Below are 20,743 nucleotides of genomic sequence, written 5' to 3' on the forward strand. Positions count from 1 at the left end.
GCTACGTGGGGTTAAAGATTGGAATCGGGTTGGCGGGTTTCGGCGATCAGGACGCTTTGGGCTGGTCGAAGTCGTTCGTTGCCTTCTACGACGACGAGGTCATCGCTCTCGGCTAAACCACTGACCTGAATCCAGCTTCCTTGAGAAACACCGAGCTTGACGGGGACTGGTCTGACGGTGCCCTGCGTATCGGTGGGTGATTTTCGATCGATGACGAACACGCTGATGCGATCGCCGGCAAAGACGAGCGCGTCCTTGGGGATCATGCGTGCTTCCTGTTGCATCCCGATCGGCAATTTTGCTTGGGCCAACATGCCAGCCTTGATCAGCGGGACACCATCGATGATTTCGTTCTTGACGCGGATGCGAACGGGAAAGGTTCTCGTTTGCGGATCGGCCATCGGAATGATCTGCTTGACCGTGCCCGTGAATTCTTTTCCCAACGCTGGGATTTCCAGGCGAACCTCCATGCCCAGTCGAATGCTGGGGATTTGAAACTCGGTCACGAACGCTTCCACGTCGACTTCGTCCAACGCAGCAACTTCGAATACCACGTCGCCCGTGTTCACCCACGCTCCGACTTCGGTGTGTTTCGTCACGACATAGCCGGCGAATCGAGAGATCACCGTGTGCTTGCGCTTCTGGTCCTTCAGTTTTTGGACCACCGCAGCTTGCATGTCCACCGCCGCCTTGGCTTGCGCGATCTTTTCATCACGTGGCCCGGCATCCGCCAAGTCGAACGCGGCTTTGGATTCCGCGTACTGTTTCTGCGCCTCGATGTCAGCCGTCAACGCTTGATCGCGTTCATAAGTCGACGAGCCGCCTTGTTTGAAGAGCTGTTCACTGCGGGCGCGATTGAGTTTCGTAAACGCCATGCGAGCTTCCGCCGCCAACATGCGTGCGTGAAACTGTTCCAACTCCAGTGGACGCGTGCCGTTGTTCAGTTCCTCCAGTTCACTCTGTCGCAATTTCCATTCTGCTTCCGCCGCATCGATTTCCGATGTGATGGTTTCGGTCAACAGCTCCACCATCGGCTGCATCGATTCCACCCGATCGCCTTCGTCGTACAAACAAGTCGACACGCGGCCGCTGGCGGCGCTGCCGATCAACACGAGCTGAGTCGGACGAACGGACGCGACAAAGATTTGGTCTTCCGTGACTTGCCGGGTCACCACCGGGGCGGCTGCGATCGATGCGGCCGCAGGCGGCTGCGCGGCCGCTTCGCGGGCAGGCCAACAGGCGAGGCTCGCCGCGAGGCAAAGAGTGCAGAGGTAAGGTGTGAATCGTTTCATGCGTTCGTTTCCTGTGACGAATCGGGCGTCAAGGCAAAAGGTTCAAACGGGAATGTCGAGTGGGCGGCAAGATTGCCTTGGACACGACGCAACAGATCCTGCAAAGTGGACACTTCATCGGCACTCATGTTCGCCGTCGCTCGGTCGCGGGTACGCCGCAAACACTCGACAACGCGATCCCAAACCGGTTTGGCTTGGTCACCCAGCTGAATGATCTTGCGTCGACGATCGGCGTCGCCCGAGGAGCGGACGATCCATCCGTGGGCTTGCATGCGGTCCAACAGCCGAACCAGTGTCGGAGGCTCGATCATCATCCGCTCGGCCAACTTCGCTTGACTGAGCTCACCATCGTGAACGAGCCAACCGAGTACCTGGAATTGGCGAAACGTGATGCCCAGCGGGGTCAGCTCACGATCGATTTGACGTTGATAGAGATGGGACGTGATGCAGATCCAGTATCCGATACTGCCCTCAAAGTCGTAGTCTTGCATCGTTTCGTCGTGCATCGTTGGTAAATCCCACTCCCCGGTCGATTCGTTAGCCTAGCTAACTATAAACAGTGGGCAAGCAGAACGAAGCAAAAAAGGTCAATAGTGGTCCGTTACAGCTAAAAGTTAGGGTTTAACGTAGTGGATCTTGCCAAAGATCTCACCGCTACAGGATCTTTAACAAGATCCACTACCCTAAAAAAAGTTGTCCCAGACCACTAGAAAGCGATTTTCGCTCGGCTGTGGCTCAGCACTCCTCTTGGGAGCGATGAACTTCCGTAGGGATGTAGCGACCGGGAGCGTCTCGCCCGTAGTGGGTGGCGAGCACGTCCTCGAAATCGTCGAAGGAGCGGATTTTTGCCAGGGCCACGCGGACGGATTCGTGATCGGGGTGGCACTGGCTGTATTTGATGCAGAATTTCCGCATCAGAACCGGGGCGCGCTCGGGGGAGTAGGTTTCGGCGCAGAGCCGGAAGTGATCTCGCATCACGTCGGCTTGCTCGAGCAAATTGGGCGGGGGCGGCAGTGGCAAGCCCGCGGCTAACGCTTGGGCTTGGGCAAAGATCCAGGGATTACCGATCGCGCCTCGGGCAACGGTGACGCCGTCGATCCCGGTTTGTCGGATCATTTCCAAGCACGCATCGGCGGTGAACAGGTCTCCGCTGCCGAGGATCTTCAGGCGGTCTGCGACATGCTGTTTGACTTCCGCGAGAAACTCCCAGCGGCTGGGACCGACATAGCGTTGTTGGACGGTACGACCGTGGATGGTTGCCGCGGCAAGTCCCGCGTCGATCGCACCATCGAGGATGCGAAAGAAATCGTCGCGCGACTGTTGCGTGTCATCAATGCCACGACGCATTTTGACCGTGACGGGGATGTGGTCGGGGACGATGTCGCGCGTGCGTTGCAGGATTTCGATCGCGACATCGGGTTGGGAAAGGTGAAAGCCGCCGCGGCATCGTCCAAGGACTTTCTTGACCGGGCAGCCGAAGTTCACATCGATGATGTCAAAACCGGCCTGGACGAGTTTCAACGCGCCGAGCGAAAACTGCTCCGGTTCCGCTCCCATCAACTGACCACCCACCGGCGGCTCGTCGGGATGAATGTCCAAGAAATGCTTGGTCTTTTGGCGTTTCGTCAAGGCCAACAAGAACTGATCCAGCATGACTTCGCAAACACTGTAGCTCGCCCCGTGACGACGCGCGATCACACGCATCGGCAGATCACTGTATCCTGACAAAGCGGCTTGAACGACCGGAAACCCGATGTCGATACTACCGATCGATAGCGGTTTGAGTCCCGGTGCTGGCCGATCGACCGGCTCGCTGCTTCGTGAATCGATGGTGGACGGGTCGTTCATGGTCGACAAAATTCTCAGTACGCTACACGAATCAGGCAATACAAGTCATCATGAGCCGAGTCACCCATTGCGTCCAGACGCTCCTTCTGGCTTCGTTCCTCTTGCCCGCCGTTTGCACGGCCTCCGACACCATGAAAGTCACCGCATCCGAGTTCGGTACTGCCGACGGAAAAGCCGTCACCCTGTACACCATGACCAATGATCACGGGCACAGTGTTTCGGTCATGAATTGGGGCGCGACGCTGTTGGATGTCAATGTGCCCGATCGCGACGGCAATCTCGCCAACGTCAATTTGCGTTTCGATACTTTGCAACCTTATCTCACCAAGCACCCTTATTTCGGCAGCACGGTCGGACGATTCTGCAACCGAATCGGGAACGCCAAGTTCACGATCGATGGCGTGGAGTATCCGCTGAGCGTCAATCACGGCAAACATCAATTGCACGGCGGCGTGCAGAACTTTGCCTTTTTGCTGTGGGATGCCGAATCAGTAAAGTCGGACGATGCTGTGGCTGTTCGCATGACGTTGGTCAGCCCGGATGGGCAAGAAGGATTTCCGGGGACGGTGTCGGCGATCGTCGAATACCGATGGAACAATGAGAACGAACTGACGGTCGAATTCACCGCGACGACGGACAAGCCGACGCACGTGAATTTGACCAATCACAGCTATTGGAATCTGGGCGGAGCGGGTAGTGGCACGGCCAAAGATCACATCGCAACCATCCACGCCGATCAGTGGTTGGACGTCGATGGCGATTTGATCCCGACGGGAAAGCTGAACGATGTGGAAGGCACACCGTTGGATTTTCGAAGTCCGACCGCCCTGGGCGATCGCATCGATCAACTGCCAGCCACCAAAGGCTACGATCACTGTTTCGTCGTGCGAGGATCGGCGGGTGAACTGCGTTTGGCGGCGCACGTGATCGATCCCGATTCAGGTCGCGTGCTGGAAATCGAAACGACTCAACCCGGTATGCAACTCTACACCGCCAACCACTTGCCCGGCGATGAGGGTTCCGCTGGCAACGGCGGTCACGACGCGTTTTGCTTGGAGACGCAACATTATCCGGACGCGCCGAACAAGCCGAGTTTCCCGAGCACGTTGCTCAAGCCCGGCGAGACGCTGCGTGAAACGACGGTGCATCGTTTTTCGGTGCAGTGATCCCACCGGATCGAATCATTCGTAGCTCCCGCGCGGTTCGCTCCAGTTCGCCCGCACGCTGCTGCAATTCTATTTCACGAGCGTCCAGCTCCAACGACCATTCACGCAACCGATCGATCAAGTCCTGAGCATGATCGGGCAACCAGTCCGCTGCGTTATCGGGCCGCTGGTCATGCACCATGCTGACTTGATCGGTCACTTTGGCTGCCAACTGAGGTCGATCCACACGCAAGAAACGACCATCGTCAGTTTGAAGCACAGTCGTTGAATCTGTACACAAAGGTATACGAGCAATCACCGGCAGATCGGGACGCTGCAATCGTACACGCGAAGGGACCGTCGAGGCGTGAGCGGGGTTCAATAACTGGGACGGCATGGAACGTTGGACCACCAGAGGGGACGCAAAGTGTCGACAGCGCTCTAAAATGCACCGTCGACGAATATTGGCGTTCCATCGCCGTGATTTCGCTAGGGTTTCTATCGACAACCCAAGATCAAACCCTGCAAAAATCCGGTCCAGCGAGATAAGCTGACATAGGGAATCCGTCCGCCTGTGACTTTTGTGGCTGTCATCCGTGTTCTTGATCCGGCATTCTCCGTGACGGTCACCACGCGAAAACGCCCATTCGTTTCATCCGAACCGAGATTCAACCTTTACTTCCATTCGAATACCGAGGTCCACTGCGATGCGTTGTCGATTCTTTTCCGCCTGTCTATTCTCCACAATCTTGGCGTTGCCGCTCACAGCGGCTCATGCCCAAGAATCAAAATCTGAGGCATCAGCGGCCGAGAAAACTCTCACAGAATCGCAATTGGCGATGAACCCTCAAGAAGCCAACGCGGCGATCAGGCAGAGTGTGGATCAGGCCATCGCGTTCTTGAAGAATCGTGGGCAAGCCGACGATGGATCGTTCAGCAGTGAAACGGGCGTCGCCGTCACGGCTCTGTGCGTGCGTGCGATCCTGGAGCATCGTCCGCAAGCCAAGCAGATGCCGTACATTCAAAAGGCGATCGCGTACATCGAAGCGAACGTTCAGAGTGATGGTGGGATTTATGCCAAGGGATCCCAACACCGAAATTATGAGACATGCGCCGCAGTAGGGGCGTTGGTGACGGCGGGTGAACCCGAGAAATACGACAGCGTTCTGAAGCGCGCCGAAGCGTTCTTGCGGGAGATCCAGTGGGATGCGGGCGAAGGAGCCGAGTCATCTGATACGGCGTATGGCGGTGCAGGATACGGCAGCCACAAACGTCCTGACTTGTCCAACACGTCGTACTACATCGACGCGATGAAAGACTTGGGCAACGGTTCGGAGGACGAAGCGATCCAGAAGGCGTTGCGGTTCGTCTCTCGCTCACAGAATTTGGCCGGTCACGGCAACGACACCGTTCACGCCGACAAGATCAACGACGGTGGATTCTATTACACGCCAGCGGCCGGCGGTCAGAGCAAAGCCAATGCGGATGACGATACCAGCGTGGCACTGCGAAGCTACGGTTCGATGACCTACGCAGGCCTCAAAAGCATGATCTACGCGGGATTGACCAAAGACGACCCTCGCGTCGTCGCAGCGATGGACTTCATTCGCAAGAACTACGCGTTGGACAACAATCCCGGCATGGGCAAAGCCGGGTTGTATTACTACTACCACACGTTCGGCAAAGCACTCGATGCCGCCGAGGTGGACTTGTTGGTCGATGCGAAAGGCAATCCACACAACTGGCGTCTCGAACTCGGTCAAACCCTGGTCGCCGACCAGCAGGACGACGGATCATGGGTCAACAATGGCAACCAACGTTGGATGGAAGGCGACCGCCAATTGGTCACCGCCTATGCGTTGCTGGCACTGAAGTACTGTTATCAGGAGTGATTTTCAACCACGTTGGCGACGGAGACGGTTGATCAAATCGTGTTGCGTTCTACCCGTGAGCCGACGGCGCTAGCCACGGGCCGTGAGCCGATGGCGCTAGCCACGAGCCTCGAAGGATTGCGTCATCACAACAGGGGCCGCGGCTAGCGCTGGACTGCTCAAAGTTTGGTGTTGTGTCTTTTATGGTTTACGCAAGTTTTCTGTCGCCTCCCCCGGCGCAGGAGACTGCTGATTTAGTGAGCCGCAAGGCGCTAGCCGCGGGCCTAATGGTGTTGACGGAACCCTTCGAGGCCCGTGGCTAGCGCCATCGGCTCACAGACACAATGCAACACGACTAAATCAGCAGTCTCCGCAGCCGGGGGAGGTCGGATCGAGCGAAGCAAGATCCGGGAGGGGGCCTACCCTGAGCAATGCGCATGGATGTGTTTCACCGGCGCGCATGCCCCCTCCCTCGCATTCGCCTAAACGGCTCTGCTCGACCTCCCCCAAGTTCCTTGGTGGAGGTGACAAAGGAATAGTCCGTGAGCCGATGACGGTGACCTGGATATTGCATCAGCCGGAGTGCTTGGCGCCCGGTTCTCCAGTCTTGCTAGGGGAACCGGACGCTATCGCGTGTCGACTGACTGATTGTGTGATTGCGTTGGAGGTTGCGCGTGACCGGCTGAAGCCGGGACACCAGCCTTGGGCAGTCAACGGATGACTTCTGGGAAAACGGGCTGCTCCGCTTCCACGGGGACTTCGCCGAAAGGCTCGTCACTGGGAATTTCATTGAGCGGCTCGTCGCTGGGGGCGATCATCAGTTTCCAATCGTGAAGCATGCCGATGCGATCATTGCGGCTGCCACGAATGATCAATTGCCACGTGCCTTGCGCATTCTTGCCCTTCATCGCTGACAAGCTCGGACGTTTATAAAGGACACTTTCAGGTTGAAAGGAACCTTGATACGGTGCCGCCGCACGCGCCACATTGATCTCGGCCTCGTCGTCCAGGATCGTTTCATCGAAGTGATTTCCACCGCCACCGATTCCGGTGAACAGCTCAATCTCTTGACCGTCCGGCGCCACCAGATACACGTCCAAGCTGCTCACGTTCGTGTGGCTGATCGACAACTGCACGTTCACGTCAGCAACGTAGAAGCTATCGGTAACGACGATTTCTGAAGCGACCGTCTTGCGAACCGCCAAGACTTGCGCATCAGTCGAACGGAACACTCTGCCTTGGCTCAGTGTCCCCAACTTCGCTTCATTCACCGTGATCAAGCCGTCTGCGTTGGTATCGAGTTGATGGAAAGACAACAGTTGGTCTTCCGTCCATTCCTGCGAATACTCGGCCATCGAAATCTGGCGATCTCCATCGAGATCCTTTTCATCGAACCAACCGGGGGCCGATTCTGCGGTTCCGCCAGCGGCGTCCTGTTGGACTTTGACGTAGGCGAACATTTCATCGCGAGTGAGTTCGCCGTCTCGGTTCAAGTCAATCTTGCCGACGGGCAATCCCAACCCGCTGACTTCGTTCTTATCGATGCGTCCGTTTCGGTCGACGTCGAACCGCCCCATCAAGCTGGCCGTCAGCCAGTACTCCATGCCACCGTCTTGCCACCACTGTGATGAGTCGTCCCTGGTTGCCGGACGCTTTTCGTTGTCTGGAATCAGGCCGTTGGTACGACGAGCCTTTTGTCTCAACTCGTCTGAGTTGCGATCGAGCAGACGGCGACGCGCGTAACGCTGGGTCAATTCCATCCGACTGAGCCTGAGGTCACCGTCCAAGTCGTCCGCAAAGGGTTCGCGATGTGTCCAGCGATTCTGAGCCGCTTCGTCTTGATCGATGTATCCATCTCGGTTTTCGTCGTGGCTGCGCATGGTCCGATCGGCGAAATCCAAGTCATCTTGCGTGTATGGCAGCTTGACTTCCGCCAATCCGAACTCCGGGATCAGCGGTTCATCCGGTGCGGGCTCAAAGGATCGAATCGTATTCTTGCCTTCACGCGTCGGCTGGACCCTGAGATCAGAGTTCACGCCGTTTTTCACAGCGTAGTAGATCCGAGCAATTTCCTGGATACGTGGAATCGGGTTGGGACGTCTCAGGTCCAGCCCTCCGCCGCGCGATCCGGTTTCGGCGAGTTGTTCCAGATAGGGACGGGACAGTGGTGTGATCTCCTCCGGCTCGATCATCCCATTGCCGTTTCGATCAAGTTTCTCCAACGACGCCCGTAACCCGGACTGAGCAAAACCGATTGACGAACACGCCAACGCGATCATGCCACTGAGAATCAGAGCGCGCAACAGAGTGCCCATCAGACAAATCGCCAGACGTCCTGTGGCGATGTGGTTCACGCGAAACTGGGTGAAGACTCGGTCGTTCGGGGAATGGACCATCAACTGTTTTGTGTTTTGGGATTCGAATAACTCGCGATTTTCGCGTCTGCGTGCCCTGGATCGACACACGTTATATTACTCTAGTGCCGAAATCGCGAATTGACCTTGATTGGAAAAGACACAAATATCAGCACGAATCGCAAATCGCGGTTTTGGCTCTAGTGGCCTGGGACAACTAGAAGTTAGGGTTTGCTGTAGTGGATCTTGTTAAAGATCCCACCGCTACAGGATCTTTAACAAGATCCACTACCCTAAAAGTAAGCTGAAACAGACCACTAGACGCAAGCCGAGCCAGTTCGGTTTCCCTCCCACCGCTTCGAAAACTCCTGCCCCCCCTGCGAATCGATCCATGTCGAACCTCGTTCGAATCTGTCTGATCGCTACAGCGATTGCAATTCCGTGGAAAAGTGCCACGGCTCTCGACGAATCCGAATCACTCAGGAAATTAGTCCACGCGATCGGTGCCAGCGACGACGCGTCGGTTCAAGCCGCTTTGCTGCGGGGTATGCGGGCGGGCTTGGAAGGACGCCGTGACGTGCCGGCGCCGGGAGGCTGGGCCGATTTGCAGGAAAAGCTCGCAAGCAGCGGAGACCCAAACGTCCAATCCTTGGCGAACGAACTTGCTCAGATCTTTGGCGATCAGGCTGCCGCCGCACAAGCACTCGCGGTCTTGCAGGACGCCCAATCAGAAACGACCAAACGACTGCAAGCGTTGAACTCTTTGCTCGCCCAACGCGACGAGCGGGTGCTCCCGATGCTGCGGATCTTGTTGGACGATCCCGATCTGCGGTTGGCGGCGATCCGAGGCTACGCGACGCTGGCTGACCAAGACGCACCGGAAATCCTGATGCAGCGCTATGACAAGTGGTCGCCGGCAGATCGCCGCGCCGCGCTCGAAACACTTGCATCACGCAAACCGTACGCCGAAGTCCTACTGGGCGCGATCGGGGATCAGCGTGTCCGACGAGATGAAATCCCCGCGCACGTCGCTCGCTCGCTGAGCCTGATTCTCGGCGAGCGATTCGATCAGCAATATGGCACGGTGGCACCACTTGCGGCCGAGCGAGTTGCCAAGCTCGAGCATTTCAAGCGGCTGATCAGCGACGAAGCGTTGGCGGCTGCCGACGCAGCGGCAGGGCGAGCGGTGTTCCAAAAAACCTGTGCGTCCTGCCACGTCTTGTACGGCAGTGGGGCCAACATCGGCCCCGACCTGACCGGCTCCAACCGCGCCAACCTCGACTACTTGTTGCTCAACAGTGTCGATCCCAGTTACGACGTCCCCGATGGTTACAAGATGGTTTTGATTCAAACCGTTGACGGCCGCGTGCTCAATGGAGTCGTTGCGAGCGAAGACGCAACGCGTGTCGTGCTCAAGACCGTTCAAGATCCCGAGGTGGTGGTGTTGAAGTCCGATATTGAGGCCCGCAAGATTTCTGACAAATCGATGATGCCCGACGGACAACTCGATCAACTCAAACCTGCCGAAGTCATCGATTTGGTCAAGTATCTGCAAACGACCCAACAAGTGGAGTTGCCCCAATGAACGGAATCCGTCTCACCGCCGGCTCACCTCGTGAACGTTCATCGTCGACAAAGGGTTTCCTGGCCGCCACCGCGATGGTCCTGGGTTGCTTGTCCTGCAGCATCGCGCCCGGCGATGAGCCAGCCAAAGAGCCCGTGAACCGTTTGCCGAAAAAACAGCATCGTACCAGCGACGCTCCGTTCTTGACGCCGCAGCAAGCCATGGCGGCAATGTCGATTCCCGACGGCTTCGACGTCTCGCTCTTTGCCTCCGAACCCGACATCGCCGAACCGATCGCGTTTTGTTTCGATGATCGGGGCAGGATTTGGGTCGTCGAGAATTTCAACTACCGGACGCGACGCGAGCACACGGACGACCCGGTCAGCCGCATTCAGATTTTGACCGACACCAATGGTGACGGCCGTTTCGATGAGAAGAAAACCTTCGCCGACGATCTGACCTTCTCATCCGGCATCGCGCTCGGTTTCGGTGGCGTGTTCGTCGGATCGCCACCCAACCTGTCTTTCATCCCCGATGCCGACGGTGACGATCGACCCGACGGTCCTCCACAAGTATTGCTGGATGGCTGGGGAATCAACGATCGCCACGAAACGTTGAACAGTTTCAACTGGGGCCCCGACGGCTGGTTGTACGGTTGCCATGGCGTGTTCACGCAGTCTCGCGTCGGGCATCCCGGTGACGGCGATGAGGATCGCCAATTCATCGACGGCGGCATCTGGCGTTACCATCCCACACGCAAGACGTTCGAAGTCTTTGCGAGAGGGCTGTCCAATCCTTGGGGATTCGATTTCGATGATCACGGACAAGGATTTGCAACCTGCTGCGTGATCCCTCATTTGTTCCATGTCGTTCAAGCAGGCGTGTATCACAAACAAAGTTTGCCTCACGTCAATCCGCATATCTACGACGACATCAAAACCATACGCGACCACACGCACTTGTCCGCGCACGGCGGGGCTCGAATCTATTTGGCCGACGCGTTTCCGCAGCAGTATCGCAATCGACTGTTCATGTGCAATATTCATGAACATGCGGTGCTGACGGATATCCTGAATCCCAAAGGATCCAGTTTCATTGGTTCGCATGGCGACGATTTTCTACCGACCAATGACTTAGCCTGGGTCGGTTTCAGCATCGAGATCGGCCCCGAGGGCGGTGTGTACATCCTCGATTGGCACGACACCGACATCTGCGGCAATACGATCAATTTCCCCAACAGCGGTCGAATCTATCGAGTGATGCCCAGTGGGGCGAAGCCGATCGATCGTCCGAACTTGCGTTCGCTGTCGGATCAGCAGTTGGTGGATCTGCAGTGGAACAGCAACGATTGGTACGTCCGCCAAGCAAGAGTGCTGCTGCAGTCGCGCGCCGCGGTGGGGAAACTGGATTTAGAAACTGTCCGCGGACAATTGACTCGCATGATGGATCAGGCGACGTCCACTCCTCGACGATTACGTGCTCTCTGGGCATTGCACGCGATCGGGTGCGCTGATGACGCGATGTTGATCAAGTTGCTGGAGCATGACGAGCCCCACATGCGTGCGTGGGCGATTCAGTTGCTGGGGGATCGCAGCAGCATTCACGCGTTCGGGCCACGTCAGACGGCGGTTGAGCAAGTGTTCTCGCAAGAGGTGCTGACCAAATTCGCGAGTTTGGCCGTGAATGATCCGTCGCCGATCGTGCGTTTGTACTTGGCGTCCGTGATCAGCCGAATGGACTTTCGTGATCGCTGGCCGATCCTGGCCGGACTGATTTCACATGCCGAAGACGCCGACGATGCGAACCTGCCCCGCATGTACTGGTTCGCATTGGAGCCGATGGTGAGCGACCATGCCGAGCAAGCGTTGTCGTTGGTCATCAACGGAAAACTCTCCAAGTTGCAAGAGTTCGTTGCACGCCGGATGGTCAGTGGCGATACGCCCGTTGCGGCAAAAGATTCACCTCGTAAACAGAGTCAGGCCGAGCAGAATCGTTTGATCGGAGCCGTCGCGCCGGATTTCACCGTCCATGCGGTGGGCGAAGGCGGCGTGGTGCGTCACACCAGTTTCCGCAACGCCGCGGCCATCCAGACGCATCCCTTGGATGCCAAGACCCCGAGTCGCTTGACGTCGCAGGTTCAGATTCCGGCAGAGGGAAAGACGACGCTGAAAGTTGGTGTCAGCCATCATCCGCACGGCGACTGGCAACTACGTGTTTTAGCTGGAGACAAAGTGTTGACCGAACGCATCGTCAGTTCCAAAACGGTTGGCCCGAACGAGTGGCTCGACGTGTCGGTGGATCTGACACCGCTGGCGGGGCAGACGATCTCGCTGACACTGGAGAATCGTGCGAACGACTGGCACAACGAATGGGCGTACTGGCGCGAGGTCCGAGTGGTGACCGAATGACGGCCACCGCATCTCGTCCACTTCGCCACGAAACGCTCGTTGCCGAGCTGCTGGCTCTCAGCTTGCCGTTGCCGGAATGTCGCTGGTGCAGTGACCGCAGCGGGTCGCGTCGATGGGGATCTCCATCTTGCACGCGTCACACTTTTTCGTCGTCGGGTCGTCCACTTTTTCTTCTTCGAATCGTTTGCGAACGTTGTTCATTACCTTGATCAACAAAAAGATCGCCAGGGCAACGATCAAGAAGCTCAACATGTTGTTGAGGAACGACCCGATCCCGATCACCACCGCGCCTTCTTCGCCCGGAGTCCCCCGCAAGGTGATCCCCATCTGTTCGAACTTGATGTTCTCGGTCAGCAGTCCCAACGGCGGTGTCACGATGTCGGCGACGAGCGATTTCACGACGGTGGCGAACGCGCCGCCGATTACAATCGCGACCGCCATGTCGACCATGTTTCCTTTGAGCGCAAACTCCTTGAACTCTTTGATCATTCCCACTGCAGCACCTCATCATTGTGAAAGTTGACATGCCGGCCTACGAATCGGGCGATTCGTGTTCGTCATCTCGATATTGGATTTCCTCAGCACCGCCTTCCATCGGCACGCCAATGTCTTCGTTGAGCCATCGGCCCAGATCTACCATTTGGCAACGCTCGCTGCAAAAGGGTGGGACTTTGGTTTCGTCGAGCAAGAATTTCTTGCGACAAACGGGACAGTTGACGAATTCGGCGGGTCTGCCTGCTGGGTTCATGGTTCCGACGATAACGGAGGGGGACGAATGACCGGCAGCCAGACGAAGGCTACCCGTAGAAAGCGAGACACGTCGGGCAAACCCGTACTAGAAATGGAGGGATTGTTGGACGAAGCTCTGGTTGAGCAGTCTCACGAAACCATCGCAGTTGGGCAAGCTGTGCTGGTTTGCAGAAAGTTGAACGGCCGCCTCGCGATAGCGTCCCGCTTAGAAAGTTGAACGCACAGCCATGTTTCTCGTCTTTACTAGCACGACGCGCAAGCGAGTGAATCTTCTTTACTAGCACGACGCGCAAGCGAGTGAATCTTCTTTTGGTTCATCTATTCACTCGCTTGCGCGTCGTGCTGGTATTTTGCACGGAATTCAATGTGATTCCGCCGCGTTCTAAGCGGGACGCTCTCTATCTCGCTGCGGCTGATGAATAATCCGCGCCTAGCGTGTCAAAGTCCGCAACAGATCTTGGATCTGCTGGTGCACATCGGACGTGGCGCGGACCACCAAGACACGTCGCATGGCAAAGTATCCGATGGAGCCGGGGCCTCCTTGGGTGTCCCAGAAATCCGGCTGGACAGTTCGCTGGATCAATTCGATCAGCTCCCAACCGTTGTTCATCATTCCGGCGGCGAAAGCACCTTGTTGAGGATCAGATCCGCTGCCGGACTGTGAATCAGAGTTGGATTTTGCATCAGGGTCGGTGGACTGTGACGAAGCGGATCGATGTTTTGCCAGGGCGTCGCCGATGGCGCGATCGACCTGAGTTGCCAAAGTGTCTTGTTTGGGAACGCCGTTTCGTTGCAGCCGATTGCTTTCGTCGCGGGCAACGGTCAGCAGCCGCCGGCGGATCTTGGCCGCATCTTGCTGCAGCATCTCACTTTCGCCATAGCGTGTGTCGGTGCGCAGGACCGCATACAAGTCGCACAGGGATTCAAGAGCTCGAGCGTTGGCTGACGACTCCTTGGCGGTGGCCTGTTCTCGCAACAATCGGCTTGTTTCCTGTCTCAGTAGCGACAGTGGCGGAGCGGTGATCGATGTTGAGTTCGGACCGGACGCCTTATCCGCGACGGTCCTCAAAGCGTCATCGGCCGGTGAAGATGAGCCGCCGATACCGGACAGTGAGAGTAGCAGAATCGTCAAAAACAGCCCGCTTTTCCATAGATAGGCGGTCGTCCGCAATCCCCGCCGCGGAAACATGTGCCGATCGAAATCTTGGAACCATTTCTCGTGTAAGGTAGTCTGCATGGGGGACGCCGCACCGCGGAGGAAAGCAGCGGACTTGAAAAATCCAGTGATTGACCCAGTGGTTGACCCAGTGATTGACACAGAGTTGGACATTGTTTGGTTGCCTGTCGGAGTAATGCGTGTGCCTGTTTACCTTTCCCGAGGCGAAGGAAAAGCGACGATGAAATGGAGCCGGATCACGCAGATGCCGTTGGGACCGCGGATCGCTGGGTTTGTGTTTGCGATCACGGTGATTCCATGGGGCATCTCCCCAGAAACTCAAGCCCACGGTGATGAGCGGGCTGTCGAAGTCGGTGCCCAGGCCGCCGATTCCACGCCAAAATTCAGTGATGCGGTGGTGGACAAGGCAGAGTCCATTCTAAAGGACAAAGGACTACGGCGAAGCGGCAAAGTCATTCAGTCGATCGAGACAGCGGAAATTTCTCGCGTCCTGGCGACATTGGGACGCAAACAACGTGAGTTACGATTGGTTCAGCAGGACTGGAAAAAACTTGCCGATCAGCAGTCGGCGATGCGTGACGAGCTGCGAAGATTGAATGTCCAAGACGGCGAACTGAATTTGCAATTGGCCAATGTCGCCGGGGTCAACACATCAGCAAACAACCGTCTGGTGGGGCTGATCAACGCAACGCGGGCCAAAATGCGATTGATTACCGAGCAAAAAGACCAACTGCAGGAGCAATTGGCGGAAAAGCGAAAGCTCGTCAATCAGGCCGAAGCCGAGTATGCGGATTTGGTGCTGGCTGCCCGTGCGGACTTTCGCACTTTACAAGACACCATCGCCATGGCGTTGCAGGACGAGCAAGTCAAGATCGCGTTGAAAGTCATGCGGGCGAATTTTGATGTCCCCGACGATCTGACCGCACCGCGTGTGTTGTCAGCCCTGGACAAACGAATCGAGCGAATCGAACAAGAAGTTTTCAGTGAATCGATCGCTTTGGATGTCAAAGGCGGATCGATGTACGTCAACGTCGTCGTCGGAAACAAGTCGGCACGGATGGTGGTCGACAGCGGTGCGACCCTCATCAGCTTGCCCGCGGCAACGGCCGCCGAACTGGGCGTCGTCGTGCCGCCGGGGGCTCGCCAGTTGAACTTGGTGATGGCGGACGGCAGGACGATTCCGGCGTTCGGAGTGACCCTGAGTCGTGTTCGGGTGGGCGAATTCGAAGCCGAAGACGTCGACGCGGCGATCTTGGACCCGTCAGCGCTCAACGCCGAGCCGTTGCTGGGCATGAGTTTTTTGGGGAATTTCAAATTCACCCTGGATCGCGACGAAAAAACGCTCCACATCATCCGCGTCAAGGCCGAGTGAGTCCCCCCAAGTACGTCAGCCTTTCTAGTCTGACATTCCCCCCAAACATGTCAGCCTGGAAAGGCTGACGTACAAGACACCACCCTCTGTCAAGTGGTCGCATCTTTGCTTCAAAACGCTCCAGCGTTCCACTCTGGTCTTGTCAGATTTCGGTCAATCGCGAACACTAGGCAATGATCCTAACCCAGTTCGGTGACACACGACGCCGGATCGCTGATTTCCGTCCCACGGAAATCAACCGGTAAACAACCGGTGATCAAAAAGAACCAGACCGATCCTGTTTCCTCATCGAATGGTCCCCGGCGAGCAATCATCGCTGGCGATCCCTTCACTGACAGCACCCCGAAAGATGACCTCCATGGATTCACCGCTAGCGCACCACTTGGCCGGCAACCAGATTGCCAGCAGCAGCGCGTACCAGAGTTACCAACGGCAGCGGCAATTGACGCTGGGCGACCTTTTGTTGGAAAACCGAATCGTGTTCTTGCAAGGCGAGATTCACGTGGGCAATGCCAACGAGTTGGTCATGAAATTGCTGTATTTGCAAAGCGAAAACCGTCGAAAAGACATCCATTTCTACATCAACAGCCCCGGCGGCAGCGTGACGGCGACGTTGGCCATCTATGACACGATGCAAATCCTGTCCTGCCCGGTGGCGACCTACTGCGTGGGCGAAGCGTGCAGTGGTGCGGCCGTACTGCTCGTCGGCGGAACCAAAGGCAAGCGGTTCTGTCTGCCCAACAGCCGAGTGATGATGCACCAGCCGATGGGCGGCGTGGGCGGTCAAGTCAGCGACATTGAGATTCAGGCCGCTGAAATGTTCCGTTACCGCGACGTGCTGAACAAAATCATCAGCAACCACAGCGGACAGTCGGTCGAGAAAATCGCCGCCGATACCGACCGAGATTTCTTCCTCGGTGCGGAGGAAGCCAAAGAATACGGGCTGGTCGACGACATCTTGACCAAACCTCCCGCGCAGGTCGAAGACGAGGACGAGTGATCGTTCCCCCAACACAGTCGCGGCATTTTGTGACTGTCTCTCATTTCTCCCGAGCAAACCAACTCACTCAGTCGAGTCCTTAATCACATGCCAATCATCCCCTACGTCGTCGAAAAAAGCGGTCGTGAAGAACGCACGTACGACATCTATAGCCGGCTACTCAAAGATCGAATCATCTTTCTGGGGCAACAGGTCGACGACCAAATATCCAACTCATTGGTCGCCCAAATGCTGTTCCTGATGTCGGATGATCCCAAAGCTGATATCCACCTCTACATCAACAGTCCCGGCGGCAGCATCACCGCCGGCATGGCGATCTACGACACCATGCAGTTCGTGTCCTGCGATGTCGCGACTTACTGCATCGGTCAAGCCGCCTCGATGGGCGCCGTGTTGCTGACCGCAGGTGCCAAAGGCAAACGATTCGCTTTGCCCAACGCACGCATCATGATCCACCAGCCGCTCGCCGGCATGCAAGGAACCGCACGCGAAGTCGAAATTCACGTTCAAGAACTGCGGCGGATCAAAAAACGCATGAGCGAGATCATGATCGAGCACACCGGCCACTCGCTGGAAAAGATCGAAACAGACACCGACCGGGACCGTTTCATGAGTGCCGCCGAAGCCTGTGATTATGGGCTGATCGACAAGGTCGTCAAGAAATCAGGCGAAGCAGGGGCCTGATCTCCATTGAGACACGTCCCCCGTGCCGACGGAAGTGTCTAGGATCTACTTGGGAAAGTACGTCAGGCTTTCTAGTGCATCGTCCAGTCTTAGAACGTGGATTCGGTAGATGAGCCGTTTTGGCGTTAGCCACGGTTTTCGTGCCACAACCGTGGCTAACGCCAAAACGGCTAACCCCAAAATCAAGACCGGATGATGCACTAGCCTGACTTGCCTAGCAATCGGTCAGACTAAAAAGCCTGACGTACAGGACGTGTCAGACTAAAAAGCCTGACGTACTTTGCTGCCCCCTTCGTCTAGTGGCCCAGGACGCCAGGCTTTCCGCCTGGAAACGCCTGTTCGAATCGGGCAGGGGGTATGAATGTGGACTCCAAACGCGGGCACACGCCGCTCGTAATTGTGTACAAGAAGGTGCAGGATCGGCGATTCACGCCCGGGTTTTTAACTTTGGCACGAAAAAGATGGTTTTTCCGGCTTCGGATTCATCCACCAACGCCGATTTTATTTGACGTGGAGCCCACCACTCTGAGATAATGTGGCAGCGTGGTCATGCACTTCTGGCCGAGGGGTGCATTCCGGCAGTCATTGCCGGCCCACGTCATCTTGTCTCCCTGTGTCATTGACGGCATGACCTGTTCGAACCCAGAAATGGATCTCGTGATGAACAAACCAGTCAACGGAAAGTCATCTCCCAAGTCCTCAATTGCGACCGCAGTTGCGATTGCCAAGACTCAGGAGCAGGAACAAGCCGAGCGTCGCAAGACGGCCTACAAGCTGGTTTCGTTGTTTCTGGCGCTCGCGTTGCTAGCAGCATTTGCTCTCAATGCATCGGCACAAGCACCCAAGTACGATTCAATTCCGTTGGGAGTGAATCTCGACGAAGCACAGAAGAAGGCGATGGAGTCGTCCGCAAAGGCCTACATCACGGCGCGGGACTTGAGTTCGCTCGACGCGCGACAGCAGGGGATGGCCAAGTTTTACTTCACCAAGTACATCCCGTCAGAGATCACCCAACCGCGAATCAGCCCCGAGTCGTCCACACTGCTGTTGGACGTCCAAAAGCGATTGGCCAGTGCCATGCGTTCGCCATCGCCCGTGGCGGCAAGGACGGTCGCTGGCTGGTTGTACACCGGCCTGAAACCGGTTGCCACTGGAAACTACCCGCCCGCTGGCCGAATCAGCGCCATCATGTGTATCTCGCGGCTCGATTCAGGCTATGCCAATGGTGTTCCTGTTCCCAACAGCAACGTTTTGACGGATTTGTTGCCCATTTATCGCGATGCCAAGACGCCCGATGCCGTTCGTGCGGCGGCCCTGCAAGGCATTGATCGCTACGTCCGCTACACCCCCATCGCATCCATTGCCGCCGCCGGCAAAACCGCTCTGTTGGCCGACATGAACCAACTCGTTCAAGCCGATCCGCCCGCGGGACGTGATCCGATGGCACATGCGTACCTGCAGCGTTTTGCCGTCAACATCCTCAGCAATTTGTCCAACGATGCCAACTTGGCCAAAACCCTGGTCAGCATCAGCACCAAAGCCACCGCACCAGATTTGGTGGCATTGCATTCGGCCGCCAAATTTGGGTCGGTCGAGTCAAATGCTGTCAAAGGTGTCGTGCCGACTCCGAAAGACGTCGTGAAGAACTGGTCCACTCGCGCGGTGGAGACCATGAAATCCGAGATCACGCGATTGAAGGCATTGAATAAGCAGGGGGCGATGATGACCGACACCAGGGTCAAACAGCCTTTGGACCCTGAAAAATACCTTGGAATCAAGAGCGACGATGAGGAGAATAAACCCACCACCAATGCGATGTCGATGGAAGACAGCATGATGGACAGTATGGACTCCTCGATGATGGAGTCCTACGGCAGCGGGATGGATGGGATGGAGGGAATGGACAGCATGATGGACGGCATGGGTGGTTATGGAATGATGTCCGGAATGGTGGCGGCGGCAAAGCCAAAGCCTCCGGAGGTTGTCGCTTCCCTGCAAAAACTGAATTACATGTTTGAACAAATTCACTTGGGTGCAACCGGCAGCGCACAACTCGGCACGCCCCGAAATCCTGCCGGATTGCTTGCCGCGGTGGACCCGGCCTCAAAGCCTCTGGTGGAAAATTGGTTGATCGTGCTGACCGAAGTCATCAATGCGGTCAACGAAAACAAGTTGGACAACGAGCGAGCCTACTTGGCCGCATTGGAAGAAAACGTGATCAAGTTGGAAGCTTTCGCTGAAGCCCCCAAAGCAGCCGCGGATCCGTCAGACACTCCAACGATTCCCTCTGGACTGGAAGATCTGCTCGGCGGACTGTGATTCCCGGTTCGCGTTCCGGTGGATGACGAATCCCGGTTAGCGGGCTGTCACAAGGTTGGGGTTGTGGAGCTGCGCAAGTTTCTGTCACCTTTCCCGGCGCAGTTGGGGGAGGTAACCGTTGCGCATTCGGCACAAGACGGATGGTTTGAGTTTGGGCGGATGGTGGTGTTCGTTTTCGACTTGGAAAGTCGAACGACAATCGTCGCTCGACTTTCCAAGTCGATAGCGTGCCACATCAAGCGTTTTGCCATTCTCAGTCATTAACTTGCGCATCACCGTCCAGTTGCTCGCCCTCGGAGACCCTTCACACGGCGTACTGGATGTTCTCGCGGCGTTGCACTCGGCGGCTGACGATTCCCAACAACGCGCTGACGCAGATCAGCAGGACGAAGCCCAGCCCGATCAGGACCGCTGTGCTGACCAGTCGGTCGTAGACCTGTAAATTGTTGTAGGAGGCGATGATTTTCTTTCGCGTCTCTTGATCGAACTCCAGACGCACGGCGACTTCTTGTTGCTCCACGTCGCCGACCAAGATCGTGCCTTCGTAGCGGTCCGTGATCAGCTCGTTTTCGATCCAATCATCGTTGATGGGAAAGGTTTCTTCGCGGACCGATCCGGTGACGTGTTGAATGTACAGATTGACCGCGATTCGCTGCATGACCTTCAGATTCGCGTCACACTCTTCGATGGTCTCGTACCCGCTGCTGGCGACACTCCAGACATCCACCGGACCGTCGTCCAGAATCGGCTGTTGTCCGACCCAGGCGGGACGCGTCTCTGGATATTGAACATGGTCCAACGGGGCGACAGACAGCTCCACCGGCGCGGCAGGCTCCGACTTCTTCGAGTCTTCTTTGGCATCGACCGTGTCGGCATACGTTACCGCCGTTGCGACAAACATCATTACCAAGCAGACGGAGCCAGAGGTTAGGATTTGTGACATCGTTCTCTATTCCTCG

General features: G+C 56.7%; 17 protein-coding genes and 1 tRNA gene. 9 read left to right on the forward strand and 9 right to left on the reverse strand.

The genetic code is table 11. From position 1 onward, the window contains the following. Positions 1–11: 11 nt before the first annotated feature. The 3 genes from Pla52nx_RS10665 to Pla52nx_RS10675 form a co-directional block, all read right to left on the reverse strand. Positions 12–1,292, reverse strand: a complete 1,281-nt coding sequence (locus Pla52nx_RS10665; protein ID WP_146521669.1) for an efflux RND transporter periplasmic adaptor subunit — start codon at positions 1,290–1,292, stop codon at positions 12–14. Beyond that, positions 1,289–1,798, reverse strand: a complete 510-nt coding sequence (locus Pla52nx_RS10670) for a MarR family winged helix-turn-helix transcriptional regulator (protein ID WP_231742185.1) — start codon at positions 1,796–1,798, stop codon at positions 1,289–1,291. The genes Pla52nx_RS10665 and Pla52nx_RS10670 overlap by 4 nt, the downstream gene beginning before the upstream one ends. A gap of 229 nt (positions 1,799–2,027) precedes the next feature. After that, complete coding sequence (locus tag Pla52nx_RS10675) at positions 2,028–3,140, reverse strand: tRNA dihydrouridine synthase (RefSeq protein WP_146521670.1); 1,113 nt, start codon at positions 3,138–3,140, stop codon at positions 2,028–2,030. A gap of 131 nt (positions 3,141–3,271) precedes the next feature. Between Pla52nx_RS10675 and Pla52nx_RS10680 the strand changes: the two genes are divergently transcribed. Then, a complete protein-coding gene (locus Pla52nx_RS10680; RefSeq protein WP_146521822.1) occupies positions 3,272–4,306 on the forward strand; it encodes an aldose epimerase family protein in 1,035 nt (344 codons plus the stop codon). Here Pla52nx_RS10680 and Pla52nx_RS10685 read toward each other — a convergent pair. Then, complete coding sequence (locus Pla52nx_RS10685; protein WP_146521671.1) at positions 4,251–4,565, reverse strand: hypothetical protein; 315 nt, start codon at positions 4,563–4,565, stop codon at positions 4,251–4,253. The genes Pla52nx_RS10680 and Pla52nx_RS10685 overlap by 56 nt on opposite strands. A 427-nt stretch (positions 4,566–4,992) precedes the next feature. Here Pla52nx_RS10685 and Pla52nx_RS10690 point away from each other — a divergent pair, with 427 nt between their 5' ends. Further along, complete coding sequence (locus Pla52nx_RS10690; protein ID WP_146521672.1) at positions 4,993–6,177, forward strand: hypothetical protein; 1,185 nt, start codon at positions 4,993–4,995, stop codon at positions 6,175–6,177. Between the two features lie 689 nt (positions 6,178–6,866). Here the strand turns inward: Pla52nx_RS10690 and Pla52nx_RS10695 are convergent. Further along, positions 6,867–8,552 (reverse strand): proprotein convertase P-domain-containing protein, encoded by a 1,686-nt coding sequence (locus Pla52nx_RS10695; RefSeq protein ID WP_231742186.1) that lies wholly within the window; start codon positions 8,550–8,552, stop codon positions 6,867–6,869. 349 nt (positions 8,553–8,901) lie between these two features. Between Pla52nx_RS10695 and Pla52nx_RS10700 the strand changes: the two genes are divergently transcribed. Both Pla52nx_RS10700 and Pla52nx_RS10705 read left to right on the forward strand, forming a co-directional pair. Continuing rightward, positions 8,902–10,095, forward strand: a complete 1,194-nt coding sequence (locus tag Pla52nx_RS10700) for a c-type cytochrome (protein WP_146521673.1) — start codon at positions 8,902–8,904, stop codon at positions 10,093–10,095. Beyond that, a complete protein-coding gene (locus tag Pla52nx_RS10705; RefSeq protein ID WP_146521674.1) occupies positions 10,092–12,482 on the forward strand; it encodes a PVC-type heme-binding CxxCH protein in 2,391 nt (796 codons plus the stop codon). The genes Pla52nx_RS10700 and Pla52nx_RS10705 overlap by 4 nt, the downstream gene beginning before the upstream one ends. Before the next feature lie 57 nt (positions 12,483–12,539). Here the strand turns inward: Pla52nx_RS10705 and mscL are convergent, their stop codons facing one another. From mscL to Pla52nx_RS10720, 3 genes are all read right to left on the reverse strand, one after another. Beyond that, positions 12,540–12,971, reverse strand: a complete 432-nt coding sequence (gene mscL / locus Pla52nx_RS10710; protein ID WP_146521824.1) for a large conductance mechanosensitive channel protein MscL — start codon at positions 12,969–12,971, stop codon at positions 12,540–12,542. A 43-nt stretch (positions 12,972–13,014) separates the two neighbouring features. After that, positions 13,015–13,230, reverse strand: a complete 216-nt coding sequence (gene yacG, locus Pla52nx_RS10715; RefSeq protein WP_146521675.1) for a DNA gyrase inhibitor YacG — start codon at positions 13,228–13,230, stop codon at positions 13,015–13,017. A gap of 432 nt (positions 13,231–13,662) precedes the next feature. Further along, complete coding sequence (locus tag Pla52nx_RS10720) at positions 13,663–14,469, reverse strand: hypothetical protein (RefSeq protein WP_197454834.1); 807 nt, start codon at positions 14,467–14,469, stop codon at positions 13,663–13,665. A 70-nt stretch (positions 14,470–14,539) separates the two neighbouring features. Here Pla52nx_RS10720 and Pla52nx_RS10725 point away from each other — a divergent pair, with 70 nt between their 5' ends. The 5 genes from Pla52nx_RS10725 to Pla52nx_RS10745 all read left to right on the forward strand — a co-directional run bounded on the left by Pla52nx_RS10725 (position 14,540) and on the right by Pla52nx_RS10745 (position 19,784). Then, complete coding sequence (locus Pla52nx_RS10725; RefSeq protein WP_231742187.1) at positions 14,540–15,781, forward strand: retropepsin-like aspartic protease family protein; 1,242 nt, start codon at positions 14,540–14,542, stop codon at positions 15,779–15,781. 358 nt (positions 15,782–16,139) lie between these two features. Beyond that, complete coding sequence (locus Pla52nx_RS10730; protein ID WP_146521678.1) at positions 16,140–16,781, forward strand: ClpP family protease; 642 nt, start codon at positions 16,140–16,142, stop codon at positions 16,779–16,781. Positions 16,782–16,868: 87 nt separating this feature from the next. After that, complete coding sequence (gene clpP, locus Pla52nx_RS10735) at positions 16,869–17,465, forward strand: ATP-dependent Clp endopeptidase proteolytic subunit ClpP (protein WP_146521679.1); 597 nt, start codon at positions 16,869–16,871, stop codon at positions 17,463–17,465. Positions 17,466–17,750: 285 nt separating this feature from the next. Next, positions 17,751–17,823 (forward strand) — tRNA-Glu (locus Pla52nx_RS10740). A gap of 302 nt (positions 17,824–18,125) precedes the next feature. Further along, positions 18,126–19,784, forward strand: coding sequence for a hypothetical protein (locus Pla52nx_RS10745; RefSeq protein WP_146521680.1), 1,659 nt, complete (start codon positions 18,126–18,128; stop codon positions 19,782–19,784). Positions 19,785–20,088: 304 nt separating this feature from the next. On the opposite strand, the gene Pla52nx_RS10750 is transcribed toward Pla52nx_RS10745, so the two are convergent. Further along, a complete protein-coding gene (locus Pla52nx_RS10750; protein ID WP_146521681.1) occupies positions 20,089–20,727 on the reverse strand; it encodes a hypothetical protein in 639 nt (212 codons plus the stop codon). Between the last annotated feature and the right edge of the window lie 16 nt (positions 20,728–20,743).

Origin of the sequence: Stieleria varia, assembly GCF_038443385.1 — a bacterium.
Taxonomy (GTDB): domain Bacteria; phylum Planctomycetota; class Planctomycetia; order Pirellulales; family Pirellulaceae; genus Stieleria; species Stieleria varia.